This is a genomic window from Paeniglutamicibacter selenitireducens (assembly GCF_051550675.1).
In the GTDB taxonomy this organism is placed as follows: domain Bacteria; phylum Actinomycetota; class Actinomycetes; order Actinomycetales; family Micrococcaceae; genus Paeniglutamicibacter.
On sequence record NZ_JBPULF010000005.1, the window covers coordinates 174,107 to 188,788 of the forward strand.

The following is a 14,682-nucleotide window of genomic DNA, read 5'->3' on the forward strand; positions in this document are numbered from 1 at the left end:
GGGTGGCACCCGGCTTTGTAGGATACGCATACGCGAATTCCCCGCATGCGGGGGAACAGGGAACGGGAGGGACGACGCCATGGCAGAGGACGACAGCGGCCGCAGGATCGAGCAGCGCGGGCTGTACTTCGAGGAGCTCGACCTGGATGCCGTGTACGTGCATTCCCCGGGCCGGACCATGACCGAGGCAGACAACGTCCTGTTCACCACGCTGAGCATGAACACCCAGGCGCTGCACCTTGACGCTGCGTTCTCCGCGACCCAGCCCTTCGGCCGGCGCCTGATGAATTCGATGTTCACCCTGGCGACGATGGTGGGCCAATCGGTCGCCCAGCTGACCCAGGGCACCCTGGTGGGACAGCTCGGGCTCACGGACATCCGCTTCCCGCACCCGCTCTACCCCGGGGACACCCTCTACACCGAGACCTCCGTGGTGGACCTGCGCCCCTCCGGCTCGCGCCCCGGGCTCGGGGTGGCGACCTTCAACCACGTGGGCCGCAACCAGGACGGCGTGATCGTCGGGGAGGCGACGCGCGTGTGCCTGATGTTCACCCGCGAGGCGCACCTGCAACAGCGGGCCGGCTCCTGGGAAGACCCCGACTGGACCTGAGGCGGCACGGGCTGGCTCCCTTCGGCGGTAGCGCCATTCGGGGAGCCGGGACCCGGCTCACGCCCGGCGGTTCCAGGTGTAGCGGTTCTCCGGACGCCCGGCGTTCCCGTACCTGGGCGTCAGCGTCGCCTTGGACACCGAGACCAGGAACTCCAGGTAGCGCCGGGCACTGACCCGCGCCAGTCCCAGTTCGGCCGCAAGCTCCGCGGCAGAGTAGTCGGCCCCGGGCGTGCGCAGCAGCTCGGTCACGGCATCCAGCGTGGTCCGGGACAGGCCCTTGGGCGGCTGGACCGGGGACGGCCGTGCCGCCTGCGACGCGGCCGGGGAGTGGGTGGCCTGCGGCACGGGGCCCGCCTGCTGCACCGTGGAGCGCAGCCTGTCGATGCTCTGCTGGTCCAGCCCGCGCCCGGGGCCGCCCAGGCTCAGCCGCGCCGAGCGGTTCGCCACGTAGTTGTCCAGCCGGGAGCGGAACTCGGCGGAACCGAACGGCTTGACCAGGTACTCGATGACGCCGCCGGCCAGCGCGCCGCGCACCGTGGACAGCTCCCGGGCGGCGGTGATAGCGAAGACATCCAGCTGCTCGCCGCCGGCATCGGCCCGCGCCCGGGCCAGCACTTCGAGGCCGCTGAGGTCCGGCAGGTGGATGTCCAGCAGCAGCAGGTCCGGGCGCAGGGCCCTGACCATTTCCAGCCCCCCGCCTCCGGTGTGCGCGGTGCCGACGACCTCGAAGGCGCCGTGCGCCATCAGGAACCCGTGGTGCACCCCCGCCACGGCCGGGTCGTCGTCGATGACCACTGTGCGGATCGGGGTCATGGTGCTCCTAGTGCGTGGGATGCAACGGTGTGTGAAGTGTTGTGTTCGGTGGTGTGCGCCGCGGGGTGCAGGGGACGGGGGAGCGCCGGCGGGGGAAGCAGAACCGTGAAAGCGGCCCCGCCGAGGTCGGAGGTGCCGACGGTGATGCTGCCGCGGCGCCGGGTGACCACGCGGTGGACCAGGGCCAGGCCGATGCCGCGGGCCGCCGGCTCGCTGCCGCTGCCCGGGCCACCCTTGGTGCTGGCGCCCAGGTCCCAGAGCGATTCGCGCAGGCGCGGCTCGATCCCGGGGCCGTCGTCGTGGACCTCGATCAGCAGGCTCGCGTCCGCCTCCTCGCTGACCAGCAGCTCGATGCGGCCCTGGTGCACTATCGCCTCGATGGCGTTGTCCAGCAGGTTCCCCAGGATGGTGATCAGGTCCCGGCTCAGCGCCGGCTGCGAGTGGGAGAGCGCCGACTCGTCGTCGATGACCAGTTCGATGCCCTTTTCCCGGCAGATGGCGCCCTTGGCCAGCAGCAGCGCCCCGAGTTCGGGGTCACCGACGGAGGCCAGCGCCTCGGCACCCGTGGGGGATCCGGAGGTGTCGGCGATGCCGATGAAGTCGGCGGCGGCACGCACCTGCCCGAGCTCCAGCAGCCCGGAGATCACGTGCATCCGGTTGGAGAACTCGTGGGCCTGGGCGCGCAGCGCCTGCGTCGTGTCTCGCGCGCCGCCGAGGTCCCGCAGCACCCCGTGCAGCTCCGTGCGGTCGCGCAGCAGCAGCATCGAGCCCACCCGGGAGCCGCCCACGGTGCCTCCGGAGACCTTGGCCAGCAGGACGCGCTCGCCGGCCAGCACCAGCTGCCCACCCTCGGCCGGGGCGCCCTCGGGCTGCTCGGCCAGCAGTGCGGCGATCGGCGCCTCGAGCGCGTCGGCCGCCTTGCGGCCCAGCACCTCGGTGCGCAGGTCCAGCAGCCGTTTGGCCTCGTCGTTGACAAGCGTGATGGTCCCGGCGGCGTCGGTGGCGATCAGCCCTTCGCCCACTCCGTGCAGCAGGGCGTCGCGCGACTGCAGCAGCTCGGCGATCTGCTCGGGTTCCTGCCGGTGGATGCGCCGCCACACCAGCCGGGAGATGCTGAAGGCCCCCAGGGCCCCCACCACCGCGGCACCGATCAGCCAGCCCACCAGGACCGGGAGTCGCTCGAGCAAGTCGGCGGTCAGTTCCGACTCCAGGACGCCGACCGACGCGGTGCCGGCAACCTTCCCGTCGATCCTCACCGGGACCTTGACGCGCCAGGAGGTGCCCAGGGTTCCCACCTCGGTGCCCACGAACACCTCCCCGGAGAGCGGGACGGAGGGGTCCGTGGAGACCGGTTCCCCGATCCGCTCGGGGTTCGGGTGCGAATAGCGGATGCCCCCGGCGTCGGTGACCACCACGTATGTGACATCCGAGGCCTGCCGGATGAGTTCGGCGATGGGCTGGATGGTGTGCGCCGGGTCCGCGTCGTCGAAGGCTTCGATGACGGAGGGCAGCGTTGCCACGGATTCGGCAACCCCGATCATCCGGGCCCGGTGCGAGTCGCGGATGGAGTCGGCCTGCAGCATTGCCGCGACGATGCCCGCCACCGAGATCACCAGGAAGACGATGCCCACCTGGAGCAGCATCAGGTGGGTGCGAAGCGACGGGGTGCGGAACATCACACCATTTTCGCATGTCCGCAAGCCCTGGGGCCCGCGACCAAAACGACCAATACCACCACTACCACCACATGCTTCCGGCCGGCGCCGACGGCTTTGTAGCCTCGAGCTCGCACCGATGGTGATCCGCAACACACCCCCGGTGCCCCCATTCGCACCCATGAACAAGGAAGTTCCCACAGTGAAAACCAGAATCTCCATGACCCGGCGTTCGGCGCTTGCCGCTGCGGTGGCCGCGGCTGCCCTGACCCTCTCGGCCTGCGGCGGCTCCGCCGGCTCGAGCGAGGCTGCGGACGGAATCAAGAAGCTGAACATCATCGTCCCGGCAAACCCGGGCGGCGGCTGGGACCAGACCGGCCGCGCCATGCAGGCGGACCTGCAGGCCAACAAGCAGGTCGGTTCGGCCAGCGTGGTGAACATCGGCGGCGCCGGCGGCACCAACGGCCTGGCCAAGCTGGCCACCGAAAAGGACCCGAACACCCTGATGGTCATGGGCTACGTGATGGTCGGATCCGTGGAAACCAACAACTCGGCCTCGCGCCTCGAGGACACCACCCCGATCGCCCGGCTGACCGAGGAACCGCTGGTCGTGGTTGTACCCGCATCCAGCCCCTACCAGAGCATCGACGACCTGGTCGCCGACATCCAGGCCAAGGGCAAGGGCGTTGCCGTCACCGGTGGTTCGGCAGGCGGCGCCGACCACATCCTGATCGGCCAGATCCTGAAGGCCGAGGGCATCTCCGCGGAGTCGCTGAACTACATCGGCTACTCCGGGGGCGGCGAGTCGCTGGCGGCACTGCTGGGCAACAAGGTGCAGGCGGGCATCTCCGGGGTCGGCGAGTACGCCGAACAGGTCAAGGCGGGCAAGGTCCGTGCACTCGCCGTCTCCGGCCCGACCGAGGCACCGGCCCTGCCGGGCGTGAAGCCGCTGAAGGACCAGGGCATCGACGTGGTGCTGACCAACTGGCGCGGCATCGTCGCCCCGGGCAACATCGACGCGGCGCAGGCGGCCAAGCTCACCGAGATGGCCACCGAGCTGAACAAGTCCGAGGCCTGGGCCAAGACCCTGAAGGACAACAACTGGGACAATGCGTTCCTGGCCGGCGAGGAGTTCAAGACCTTCCTCACGGAGGACATCGCCACGGTCAAGACCACCCTCACCGAGATCGGCCTGGTCAAGTAACCGTGCAGACCGCGCAGAAGAACCTCGGAGAAGTTCTCTTTGCGTTGGTCTTCGTCGCCCTGGGTGCAGCGGGAGTCGTCTTTGCCGGGACCATCGAGGTCCCGGACCTGGAGTTCGGCATGGGCCCGCGGGCCTTCCCCTACATCGTGGGCACACTGCTGCTGGTCCTCGGATCGGGCCTGGTCTACCAGGCCCTCCGGGGCCGGCTCGGTGCTGCCGAGGACGGCGAAGACATCGACGCGGACGCCAGCACCGACTGGGCCACCATCGGCAAGCTCGCATTCTTTGTCATCATCCACATCATGCTCATCGAACCCGCCGGCTGGCCGGTGGCCGCCGCGGCGCTGTTCATAGGCGCCGCCTGGTCGCTCGGTGCCAAGCCGTTCTGGCGTTCGGTGCTGATCGGCACGGTGCTGGCGCTGGTGCTGCAATACCTCTTCGGCGGGCTGCTGGGCGTGTCCCTCCCGCCGGGGCCGCTGCTGGAAGGCGTTGAAATCCTGCATGGATAACCTGAACCTGCTGCTCGAGGGCTTCGCCACGGCGGCCCAACCCATCTACCTGCTCTACGCGCTCTTCGGCGTGTTCATCGGCACCGCCGTCGGCGTGCTGCCGGGCATCGGGCCCGCCATGACCGTGGCGCTGCTGATGCCCATCACCTACTCGCTCGAGCCCACGGCCGCGATGATCGTCTTCGCCGGCATCTACTACGGCGGCATGTACGGGGGATCGACGACCTCGATCCTGCTGAACACCCCGGGGGAGTCGGCCTCCATCGTCACGGCGCTGGAGGGCAACAAGATGGCCAAGGCCGGGCGCGGGGCAGCGGCCCTGGCCACCGCGGCGATCGGCTCCTTCATCGCCGGCACCATCGCCACCGTGCTGCTCACCTTCCTGGCCCCGGTGATCGTGGACTTCGCGATCAACCTCGGACCCGTGGACTTCGTCGCCCTGATGGTCGTCGCGTTCCTGACCATCGGCGCCCTGCTGGGCTCCTCGATCCTGCGCGGCATGGCCTCGCTGGCCCTGGGCCTGTTCATCGGGCTGGTCGGCGTGGACGACACCACCGCCCAGCAGCGCTACACCTTCGGGTTCGCCGGGCTCACCGACGGCATCGACGTGGTGCTGGTGGCCGTGGGGCTCTTCGCCGTGGGCGAGGCGCTCTACGTGGCGGCGCGCATGCGCAAGGGGCCCATCGAGGTCATGGGCATGGGCACCTCCTCCGGCAACAGCGCCCGCTGGATGGGCCGCGAGGACTGGAAACGGTCCTGGAAGCCGTGGCTGCGAGGAACGTTCATCGGGTTCCCGATCGGCACGATCCCCGCCGGCGGGGCCGACGTCTCCACCTTCCTGTCCTACGCCACCGAGCGGAAACTGGCCAAGGGGGAACGCCGCAAGCAGTTCGGGCGCGGCGCCATCGAGGGCGTCGCCGGGCCCGAGGCCGCAAACAATGCGGCGGCCGCCGGCGTGCTGGTGCCGCTGCTGACCCTGGGCATCCCCACCACGGCCACCGCGGCGATGATGCTCACGGCCTTCCAGCGCTACCAGATCCAGCCGGGCCCGTTGCTGATGGAAACCAACGGGGCGCTGGTCTGGGCGCTGATCGCCAGCCTCTACATCGGCAACCTGATGCTGCTGGTGCTGAACCTGCCGCTGGTGGGCCTGTGGGTGAAGATCCTGCAGATTCCGAGGCCCTACCTGTACGCGGGGATCCTGGTCTTCGGTGCCCTGGGCGCCTACTCGCTGAACTTTGCCACGCTGGACGTGGTGATCCTGCTGGTCATCGGCGTGCTGGGCTTCTTCATGCGGCAGTACGGATACCCGGTGGCGCCCATGGTGGTGGCCATGATCCTGGGTCCGATGTTCGAGGTGCAGCTGCGCCGCGGCCTGCAGATCTCGCAGAACGACCCGATGGCCCTTGTCTCCACGCCATTCACCTGGGTGGTCTACGGGGCACTGGTGCTCATGTTCGCCGCCTCGTTCCTGATCAAGCGGGCGCAGCGGCGGATGGAAACCCTGCAGGTTGAACCGGTTGCCGAGGAGGCAAAATGAGCGGGAAGTACGAAGCAAGCGCGACGGGCCAACCACGCGGGGAAGACCAGCACGGCGGGACAGTGGTGCTGGGCTACGTCCCCACCGGGCTGGGGGAAGCGGCACTGGAAGCGGCGATCACCGAGTGCCGGCGCCGCGGAGCCAGGCTGCTGGTCGTCAACTCGACCCGCGCCGACCGCACCGTCGACCCCAACTACGCGTTCGCCGGGGACTTGGAACAGCTGCACGCCGCGCTCGCGGGCAGCGGGATCCGGCACGAGGTGCGGCAGTTCACCTCCAGCCAGCTGGCCTCCGACGACGTGATAGCCGCAGCGGAGGAGTCCGGGGCCGAACTGATAGTGATAGGGGTACGGCGGCGCTCCCCGGTGGGCAAGGTGCTCATGGGGTCCGACTCCCAACGGATCCTGCTGCAGGCCGAGTGCAACGTACTGGCCGTCAAGGCCTGATACCACTCGGCGCCGGGCGCCCCCCAGCGGCACGGCCCGCGTCCTGCACCGCCCCCAAGGTGCAGGACGCGGGCCGTGCCCGTGCCCGCCGGCCTCCGGAACGCCACGTTCGGCCGTGGCTCATTGGGAGGGCACAGGAACAGCGACCATAATGGACTGGTGAATACCGTGCAGCCCTCCACGACCTTTGTCCCGCCAGCGCCCGGCAGCATCCGGCGCGTCACGCTGATCGGGTCCACCGGCTCCATCGGCACCCAGGGCCTCGAGGTCATCGCCGCGGCCCCCGACCGCTTCGCCGTTGCCGCCCTGTCCGGCGGCCACAACCTCGACCTCTTGGCGCGCCAGGCCGTCGCCACCCGCGCCCCGGCCGTCGGCTCGGCGAACCCGGACCTCGACGCGCTCGCCGGTGCCATCGCCGCTGCAGCGGATGCCGCGGGGACCACCGGCTACGCACCGGTGCTCTTCGCCGGCCCCGACGCCGCGGCGGACATCGCCGCGTTCCCGGAGGCGGACGTGGTCCTCAACGGCATCACCGGCTCCATCGGCCTGGCCCCGACGCTCGCGGCGCTGAAGGCAGGGCACCTGCTGGCGCTGGCGAACAAGGAATCGCTGATCGTCGGCGGCCAACTGGTCAAGCAGGCAGCCGCCCCCGGGCAGCTGGTGCCCGTGGACTCCGAACACTCCGCGCTGGCCCAGGCGCTGCGCTCCGGCACCCCGGACGAGGTCCGCAAACTCATCGTCACCGCCTCCGGAGGCCCCTTCCGCGGCTGGAGCCGCGAGGCCCTGCGCGACGTCACCCCCGCGCAGGCGCTGGCCCACCCCACCTGGGACATGGGCAAGGTGGTGACCACCAATTCGGCGACGATGGTCAACAAGGCCCTGGAGGTCATCGAGGCACACCTGCTCTTCGACGTGCCGCTGGGGCGCATCGAGGCCGTGGTGCACCCGCAGTCGATAGTTCACTCGATGGTGGAGTTCATCGACGGCTCCACCATCGCCCAGGCCTCCCCGCCCGACATGGCGCTGCCCATCGCGCTGGGCATCGGCTGGCCGCACCGAGTCCCGGGCGCCGCAGCCCCCTGCGACTGGTCGGGCGCCGCGTCCTGGACCTTCGAGCCGCTGGATGCCGCGGCGTTCCCCGCGATCGAGCTGGCCAAGGCGGCGGCCTCCGCCTCGCCCACCCACATGGCCGTCTACAACGCCGTGAACGAGGAAGCCGTCGAGGCGTTCCACGCCGGGTCCATCCGCTTCACGGACATCGTCGAGACCGTCGAGGCCATCCTGCAGACCTACACCCCTGAATCCGGCACCCTGGACCTCGACGCGGTGCTTGCCGCCGAGGCGTGGGCACGAAACGCCGCCACCAAGCGTTTGGAAGCACTGTGAGCATTCTTCTTTTCATCCTCGGCGTCGTCGTCATGGTCATCGCCGTCGGCGTGTCGATCGGGCTGCACGAGGTCGGGCACCTGGTGCCGGCCAAGCTCTTCGGCGTGCGCGTCCCGCAGTACATGATCGGCTTCGGCAAGACCCTGTGGTCCTTCAAGCGCGGGGAGACCGAGTACGGGTTCAAGGCCGTCCCGCTGGGCGGCTACATCTCCATGATCGGCATGTACCCGCCGGCCAGGAACAAGGGCGCCGTCGGGGCCACCGACGCCCCGGTGCTGCGCAAGTCATCCACCGGCATGTTCCAGCAGATGGCCGACGAGGCCCGCAGCGCCGCGGCCGAACAGCTGCAGCCCGGAGACGACAACCGCCTGTTCTACAAGCTGCCGGTGTACAAGCGCATCATCATCATGTTCGGCGGCCCGTTCATGAACCTGCTGATCGGCGTGTTCATGATCGGACTTGTCACCGTCGGGTTCGGTGCCCCCGCGCAGACCAGCACCGTCGCGGAGGTCTACCAGTGCGTGGTGCCGCTGGGCGAGGAATCCCAGCGCGACCCGGCCGTGAACAACGGCTGCAAGCCAAGCGACGCACCCGGCCCGGCCTACGCCGCCGGCCTGCGCCCGGGCGACACCATCACCTCCTTCGACGGGGCTCCGGTGGGCACCACGGAATGGCTGGGTCTGACCCAAGCCATCCGCGAACGCGCCGGCGAGACCGTCCCGCTGACCTATGAGCGTGACGGTGTCTCCCACTCCACCACCATCACCCCCTACAAGACCGAACGTCCCGTGCTGGACGCCGAGGGCCGCGCCGTCATGAACGCGGACGGAACCCCCGCCACGGTGGCCGTGGGCTTCATCGGCATGGGCTCGAAGGTGGACAACGTCCCGCAGCCGGTCGGCGACGTGCTGCCGGCGGTGGGCCAGCAGATCAAGGGCGTTGCGGGCGTGGTGCTGGACCTTCCGGCCCGCGTGTTCGCCGTCGGCCAGGCGGCATTCTCCGACGCCCCGCGCGACCCCAACGGCCCGATCTCCGTGGTCGGCGTGGGACGCATCGCCGGCGAAATCAGCGCCATGGAGCAGATCGGCTTCGAGGACAAGGCCGCCTCGCTCATCTCGCTGGTCGGCGGGCTGAACATCGCCCTGTTCGTCTTCAACCTGATCCCGCTGCTGCCGCTGGACGGCGGGCACATCCTCGGCGCGCTCTTCGAGTCGGTGCGCCGCGCCCTTGCCAAGCTCTTCCGCCGGCCCGATCCGGGACCCGTGGACATCGCCAAGATGTTGCCGCTGACCTATATCGTCGCGACCGGCATGCTGATCATGGGCGCCGTATTGATTTACGCGGACATCGTCAAGCCGGTCAACCTCTTCGGTTAGGGCCTGCAGCACCAAGCACGGCGGTTCCCCGCCCCGGGTTTCCGGGGCCGGGGAGCCGCCTTTCGCGTTCCGCCGCCCGGCCGTGCATCAATTCACCCGGCCGTGTTCTTTCGCTTTCCCCCCCGTCGATGTTTCGCCCCATTGTCCTGCCCGGTTGGCAGGCACAAACTGTAAGCGGAACAAAGGGGGAGGAGGTGAAGAAACAACATGAGCAAGGTAGAGCACGAACACTTCGGGACGCCGACCGAGACCCGGGAATTCCCGAACGGCAAGGCCGAGATCCTTGAGATGGCAGGGGGCACCGTAGGGCGCCTGACGCTTGAACCGGGCTGGCGCTGGTCGAACGACGTCAAGCCGATCGCCGGGACAGACAGCTGCCAAGCCCCGCACTTCCAGTACCACGTCAGTGGCAAGCTCGCGATCCTGATGGACGACGGGCAGGAGATCCTGGCGGGTCCGGGCGATGTCACAAGCCTGCCGCAGGGCCACGACGCATGGGTCGTCGGCGACGAGCCGGTGGTCACCGTCGACTGGTACGGGGCATCGCACTATGCCAAGACCGCGGAGTGAGGCCTGTGCATCGCGCAACCGCCTTCCCGCGCCCGCGAATCCCCTCCGGAGATCCGAGGAGGGGACACGGGCCGGGCCGCGGTATTCGAACACCCGAGGCACACAAGGCGGAGGGGACGGGACTGCCGGGCTGGCGCCGTCCCGTTTCCCCGACGCAGTGTTGCACCTTCCCGAAGTGTGTCCGGACACCCTGGAACCGATTTCCCAGCCAAGCGCATTAGGCTGTAGCCCATGAGTGTTTTTGCTGTTGAGTATGTATACGCCGCCAATACCGAGGCAACGCGCGACGAGCACCGTCCGGCACACCGTGCGTTCCTGGCCGACCTCAAGCCGGAGAACGGCTCCATCACGCTGGTGGCCTCCGGCCCGTACGCCGACGGAAGCGGCGCGCTGCTGCTGATCTCGGCCCCCGATGAAGCCACCTTGGGCGAGGCCCTGAAGAACGATCCCTTCAACGTCCACAAAACCCTCGCCGCATTGCGCATCACCGAATGGGTTCCCGTCACCGGTGAGCTCAGTCACCACGCCTAGGCGCAATCCTCGCCATCACCGGCTCCACAGGGCTGCGAAGCCGACGTCGAATCCTTCGCCCCTTCAGCAGGTGCGGCCAGCCCCCGAGTTTGCGGGGATAATGGAAGAACTTCCACACACAACTCCACGGAGGAAATCTTGACCCCGGTCAGCCTCGGAATGCCATCGGCACCACCACCGGTCCTCGCCCCGCGCCGCAAGACCCGACAGATCAAGGTCGGTTCGGTTGGCGTCGGCTCGGACAGCCCCGTCAGCATCCAGTCGATGACGACGACCCCGACCACGGACATCAACGCCACCCTGCAGCAGATCGCCGAACTCACGGCCACCGGCTGCGACATCGTGCGTGTTGCCTGCCCCTCGGCCGACGACGCCCTGGCCCTGCCGATCATCGCCAAGAAGTCGCAGATCCCGGTCATCGCCGACATCCACTTCCAGCCGAAGTACGTCTTCGCCGCCATCGACGCCGGCTGTGCCGCGGTGCGCGTGAACCCCGGCAACATCCGCAAGTTCGACGACCAGGTCAAGCAGATCGCCGAGGCCGCCAAGGCCGCCGGCACCTCCATCCGCATCGGTGTCAACGCCGGTTCGCTGGATCCGCGCCTGCTGGCGAAGTACGGCAAGGCCACCCCGGAAGCCCTCGTGGAATCCGCTGTCTGGGAAGCCTCGCTCTTCGAGGAACACGACTTCCACGACTTCAAGATCTCCGTCAAGCACAACGACCCCGTCGTCATGGTCCGTGCCTACGAGCTGCTTGCCGAACGCGGCGACTGGCCGTTGCACCTGGGCGTCACGGAGGCCGGACCGGCCTTCCAGGGCACCATCAAGTCGGCAACCGCGTTCGGCGCGTTGCTCTCCAAGGGCATCGGCGACACCATCCGCGTGTCCCTCTCCGCCCCTCCGGTGGAGGAAGTGAAGGTCGGTGCACAGATCCTGCAGTCGCTGAACCTGCGCCCGCGCAAGCTCGAAATCGTGTCCTGCCCGTCCTGTGGCCGCGCCCAGGTTGACGTGTACACGCTGGCCGAGCAGGTCACCTCCGGCCTCGAAGGCATGGAAGTACCGCTGCGCGTCGCCGTCATGGGTTGCGTCGTCAACGGCCCGGGCGAGGCCCGCGAAGCCGACCTGGGTGTGGCTTCCGGCAACGGCAAGGGCCAGATCTTTGTTAAGGGTGAAGTCATCAAGACCGTGCCCGAAGACCAGATCGTTGAGACACTGATCGAAGAAGCCATGCGCTTGGCAGAGGAAATGGGGGACCTGGATGGCGAAAATCCTGTCCAAGGTGGCCCCGTGGTTACCGTCAGCTAGACGAAACCCCGGGGGCGGAGAGCAACTCTCCGAGGGTATCCGCGTGCTTGACGATGCGGATACCGCGGCTCTCCGCGCCCTCGTGTCGATCGACCCCGTCAGCAACATTTTCCTCGACTCCCAACTCGCCCTGACCGGGTCCGCTCGGCCCGGTCTGGGCGGTTCGCTGATCCTCGGCCGCTTTGAAGGCGCGCTGCTGCGATCGGCATGCTGGGTGGGTGCCAACGTCGTGCCCGTCAACATCGGTGCCGACGAAGCCGAGGAATACGGCCGCGTGCTGTTGCGCCTGGACCGCAGCTTCGCTTCGTGCTTCGGACCGTCCGAGGCCGTCATGGGCATCTGGAAGGTCCTGTCCACCGGACCCCGCGAAGCCTTCAACGTCCGCCCGCACCAGCCCCTGATGACGCTTGCCGGCAAACCCGCCATCGCCCCCGCAGCGGGGTTGCGGGCCAGCCGGGACGACGAGTACGACAAGGTGCTGCCGGCCTGCGCCACCATGTTCGAAGAAGAACTCGGGTATTCCCCGCTGGTTCACGGCGGTTCGTTCTACCGCTCCCGGATCCGTGCGCTGATCCTTGCCGGGCATTCGGTGATCGACACCGATGCCGAGGGCGAGATCCGTTTCAAGGCCGAACTTGGGACGGTGACTGATCGGGCCACGCAGATCCAGGGCGTCTGGATGAACCCGGCCTACCGAGGGGGCGGGCTCGCCGCCGGCTACATGGCGGCCGTCGCGGAATACGCGCTGCACATTGCGCCAGTGACAAGCCTCTACGTCAACGACTACAACTCGGCGGCGATCGCGACATACCTGCGGGCGGGGTTCGACGAAGTCGGCGAATTCGCCACTATCCTGTTTTAAAGGCCATGCGTCCCCACGATCCGCTCCAGGGGACGGCGGCCCGGCTCCCGCCGGGGAGCAGCAGAGAACCAACCCGGCCTATACGCGGCCATGCCGCCGAACGGACAAGATGCACGTGAAGCCGAAACCACCCCGAGGCAAGAATCCCTCCCGATCCCTCCTCCTGGTGGCCACGGGCCTCGGGCTGGCCCTGGCCCTGGTCGGCTGCACTTCCGATTCAGGGAACCGGACCCCGGGCAGCGCACCGGGGCAGGCAACCACCCCCGGAACCGGTGCCCAGTCCCCAAGCCCGACCGTCGCGGGCGAGCTCGACTACGTTGCCGGCCCCGAACTCGAGGCAGCCACGAGCACCTGGGCCACGACGCAGGAAGGCGCCGTCTTCACCTCGGACGCCGCGCTGCGCGCCCAGATCCCGGCGGCCGAGAAGTGGCTCAAGGACATCGATGTTGACCCCAAGGAATGCGGGCTCTACGGCATCGGCAGCCTCAAGGACCAACTCAACGAGGCCGTCATGGCGGCCGTGACGTTCCCCGAAAACGTCGGGGCCGACATCACCGTTGCCTCCTACGAGGACCTGAACGCCTTGGTCGCAGACGTGGCGGCGCAGCAGCACCTGGACGAATCCTGCGGCAAGTACACGATCAGAAGCCCGCAGCAGGAAATCACCACCAAGCTCTCGGACCTCAAGGTGGCCACCAGCGCACCGTACAGCGCCGGAACGCTCATGGTGACGGTCAACGGGAGGAACACCAGCAAGCAGGTTTCGGTGCGCGCCATCGACGGACACGTGATGGTCACCGCCACACGCAAGGCCGCAAACAACCCGGACGAGGCGACGGCGCGGGCCGCCGCCGACGTGGAAGCGATCTTGGCGGTGCTGCGCGAGCGTGAAGCCGCCGCCGGCACCAAGCCCTGACACCTCCAAACCCCGGATCGACGCACCCTCGATCCGATCCATAGCCACCTCTCCGGGCCACGCGCCCGCACCACCCACCCGAGGATTTCCACCATGAGCAAGAACGCACTGCTGCCCCTGACCCTTGCCGCGATGCTGGCCCTCGCCGGCTGCGCCTCGGGCGGGGCACAGGCCGGTTCGCCCTCGTCATCGGCCGGTGGCAAGTCAACTGCCGCGGCAAGCCCCTCGGCGGGCAGCCCGGCCAAGGCGGCGCAGGGTACCCAGCTTGATGGGCAGACGCTGGCTGACATCGCCCAGGAAATCGCCGGTGACAGCGCGGATGCGCAGGTCGCCGACGAGGCTTCCATGCGCGCACAGCTCCCGGCCACCCAAGAGGCCATGAAATCCATGAAGATCGAACCCGCCGAGTGTGCCTCGATGGCAGCGGGCGATCCCACCGCGGAATTCGACAAGATGAACATGGTCTCGCTGGTGCTCCCCGGCGCCACGCTGGCGGAGAACGTCCAGGTGGGCATCGCCTCCTACGCAGATCCCGCAGACGCCGAGGCGAACATTGCCCAGAACCGCAAGACGCTCAAGGACTGCCCGAAATTCACCATGGTGTTGCAGGGTGAGAAGGTCGCCACAACTGTCACCAAGCTCAATGCGGCAACCCGGGCCGCGGTGACCGAGGCCAACCGCAGCGTCGTTTCGGTGTCGGGCGCGCAAATCCCGACGGTGGCCGTCAGCGCGCTCGATGGGCACAACCTGGTATCGGTCTCGGTCACCGGCGGAACCGACCAGGCCGAGGACATCGCCCAGGCGGAAGACCTCGTCAATACGGTGCTGGCGGCGATCGAGGACAAGGCCTCCTAGCGCTCCGGGCCAGGGAGCCCCGGTTTCGAGGGCGCCGCGTGTGCCAACGCCGCCGGGGAGGGGCGTTGTGTAGGGTGAAGAGGGAGCCGGGTTTCCGGCTTCGG

At 68.6% G+C, this 14,682-nt stretch carries 15 protein-coding genes; 13 read left to right on the top strand and 2 right to left on the bottom strand.

The genetic code is table 11. The annotated features are described in order from the left end of the window. Positions 1-79 precede the first annotated feature (79 nt). Positions 80-610: a MaoC family dehydratase gene (locus tag ACSYDW_RS11150; protein WP_438338807.1), complete on the top strand. Its 531-nt coding sequence runs from the start codon at positions 80-82 to the stop codon at positions 608-610. Between the two features lie 57 nt (positions 611-667). On the opposite strand, the gene ACSYDW_RS11155 is transcribed toward ACSYDW_RS11150, so the two are convergent. Together ACSYDW_RS11155 and ACSYDW_RS11160 are read right to left on the bottom strand one after the other, a co-directional pair. After that, positions 668-1,423: a response regulator gene (locus tag ACSYDW_RS11155; protein WP_438338808.1), complete on the bottom strand. Its 756-nt coding sequence runs from the start codon at positions 1,421-1,423 to the stop codon at positions 668-670. After that, a complete protein-coding gene (locus ACSYDW_RS11160) occupies positions 1,420-3,099 on the bottom strand; it encodes an ATP-binding protein (RefSeq protein WP_438338809.1) in 1,680 nt (559 codons plus the stop codon). Before ACSYDW_RS11160 ends, ACSYDW_RS11155 begins: the two co-directional genes overlap by 4 nt. Positions 3,100-3,280: 181 nt before the next feature. Between ACSYDW_RS11160 and ACSYDW_RS11165 the strand changes: the two genes are divergently transcribed. The 12 genes from ACSYDW_RS11165 to ACSYDW_RS11220 all read left to right on the top strand — a co-directional run bounded on the left by ACSYDW_RS11165 (position 3,281) and on the right by ACSYDW_RS11220 (position 14,578). Continuing rightward, positions 3,281-4,282, top strand: a complete 1,002-nt coding sequence (locus ACSYDW_RS11165; RefSeq protein WP_438338810.1) for a Bug family tripartite tricarboxylate transporter substrate binding protein — start codon at positions 3,281-3,283, stop codon at positions 4,280-4,282. A 2-nt stretch (positions 4,283-4,284) separates the two neighbouring features. Further along, a complete protein-coding gene (locus ACSYDW_RS11170) occupies positions 4,285-4,791 on the top strand; it encodes a tripartite tricarboxylate transporter TctB family protein (protein WP_438338811.1) in 507 nt (168 codons plus the stop codon). Next, positions 4,784-6,331 (top strand): tripartite tricarboxylate transporter permease, encoded by a 1,548-nt coding sequence (locus ACSYDW_RS11175; RefSeq protein ID WP_438338812.1) that lies wholly within the window; start codon positions 4,784-4,786, stop codon positions 6,329-6,331. Before ACSYDW_RS11170 ends, ACSYDW_RS11175 begins: the two co-directional genes overlap by 8 nt. Continuing rightward, positions 6,328-6,777: a universal stress protein gene (locus ACSYDW_RS11180; RefSeq protein ID WP_438338813.1), complete on the top strand. Its 450-nt coding sequence runs from the start codon at positions 6,328-6,330 to the stop codon at positions 6,775-6,777. Before ACSYDW_RS11175 ends, ACSYDW_RS11180 begins: the two co-directional genes overlap by 4 nt. A 210-nt stretch (positions 6,778-6,987) precedes the next feature. Next, entirely contained in the window at positions 6,988-8,163 is a 1,176-nt protein-coding gene (dxr, locus tag ACSYDW_RS11185) for a 1-deoxy-D-xylulose-5-phosphate reductoisomerase (protein WP_438338869.1), read from the top strand. A 32-nt stretch (positions 8,164-8,195) separates the two neighbouring features. Then, on the top strand, positions 8,196-9,539 hold the full coding sequence (locus ACSYDW_RS11190; RefSeq protein ID WP_438338870.1) for a M50 family metallopeptidase: 1,344 nt from the start codon (positions 8,196-8,198) through the stop codon (positions 9,537-9,539). A gap of 207 nt (positions 9,540-9,746) precedes the next feature. Beyond that, entirely contained in the window at positions 9,747-10,109 is a 363-nt protein-coding gene (locus ACSYDW_RS11195) for a cupin domain-containing protein (RefSeq protein ID WP_438338814.1), read from the top strand. Between the two features lie 231 nt (positions 10,110-10,340). Next, a complete protein-coding gene (locus tag ACSYDW_RS11200; RefSeq protein WP_438338815.1) occupies positions 10,341-10,640 on the top strand; it encodes a YciI family protein in 300 nt (99 codons plus the stop codon). Between the two features lie 138 nt (positions 10,641-10,778). Further along, positions 10,779-11,945: a flavodoxin-dependent (E)-4-hydroxy-3-methylbut-2-enyl-diphosphate synthase gene (gene ispG / locus ACSYDW_RS11205; protein ID WP_438338816.1), complete on the top strand. Its 1,167-nt coding sequence runs from the start codon at positions 10,779-10,781 to the stop codon at positions 11,943-11,945. Between the two features lie 43 nt (positions 11,946-11,988). Beyond that, a complete protein-coding gene (locus ACSYDW_RS11210) occupies positions 11,989-12,807 on the top strand; it encodes a GNAT family N-acetyltransferase (protein ID WP_438338817.1) in 819 nt (272 codons plus the stop codon). A gap of 115 nt (positions 12,808-12,922) precedes the next feature. Beyond that, the gene (locus ACSYDW_RS11215) at positions 12,923-13,723 is read left to right on the top strand and encodes a hypothetical protein (RefSeq protein WP_438338818.1); all 801 of its coding nucleotides are present in this window, start codon (positions 12,923-12,925) and stop codon (positions 13,721-13,723) included. Between the two features lie 93 nt (positions 13,724-13,816). Then, positions 13,817-14,578, top strand: a complete 762-nt coding sequence (locus tag ACSYDW_RS11220) for a sensor domain-containing protein (RefSeq protein WP_438338819.1) — start codon at positions 13,817-13,819, stop codon at positions 14,576-14,578. The last annotated feature ends 104 nt before the right edge of the window (positions 14,579-14,682 follow it).

Excerpts from the sequence above, each read along its gene's own strand:
- ACSYDW_RS11150 (WP_438338807.1), top strand. The coding sequence starts at position 80 with ATGGCAGAGGACGACAGCGGCCGCAGGATCGAGCAGCGCGGGCTGTAC.
- ACSYDW_RS11155 (WP_438338808.1), bottom strand. The coding sequence starts at position 1,423 with ATGACCCCGATCCGCACAGTGGTCATCGACGACGACCCGGCCGTGGCG.
- ACSYDW_RS11160 (WP_438338809.1), bottom strand. The coding sequence starts at position 3,099 with ATGTTCCGCACCCCGTCGCTTCGCACCCACCTGATGCTGCTCCAGGTG.
- ACSYDW_RS11175 (WP_438338812.1), top strand. The coding sequence starts at position 4,784 with ATGGATAACCTGAACCTGCTGCTCGAGGGCTTCGCCACGGCGGCCCAA.
- ACSYDW_RS11180 (WP_438338813.1), top strand. The coding sequence starts at position 6,328 with ATGAGCGGGAAGTACGAAGCAAGCGCGACGGGCCAACCACGCGGGGAA.
- ACSYDW_RS11190 (WP_438338870.1), top strand. The coding sequence starts at position 8,196 with ATGGTCATCGCCGTCGGCGTGTCGATCGGGCTGCACGAGGTCGGGCAC.
- ACSYDW_RS11195 (WP_438338814.1), top strand. The coding sequence starts at position 9,747 with ATGAGCAAGGTAGAGCACGAACACTTCGGGACGCCGACCGAGACCCGG.
- ACSYDW_RS11200 (WP_438338815.1), top strand. The coding sequence starts at position 10,341 with ATGAGTGTTTTTGCTGTTGAGTATGTATACGCCGCCAATACCGAGGCA.
- ACSYDW_RS11220 (WP_438338819.1), top strand. The coding sequence starts at position 13,817 with ATGAGCAAGAACGCACTGCTGCCCCTGACCCTTGCCGCGATGCTGGCC.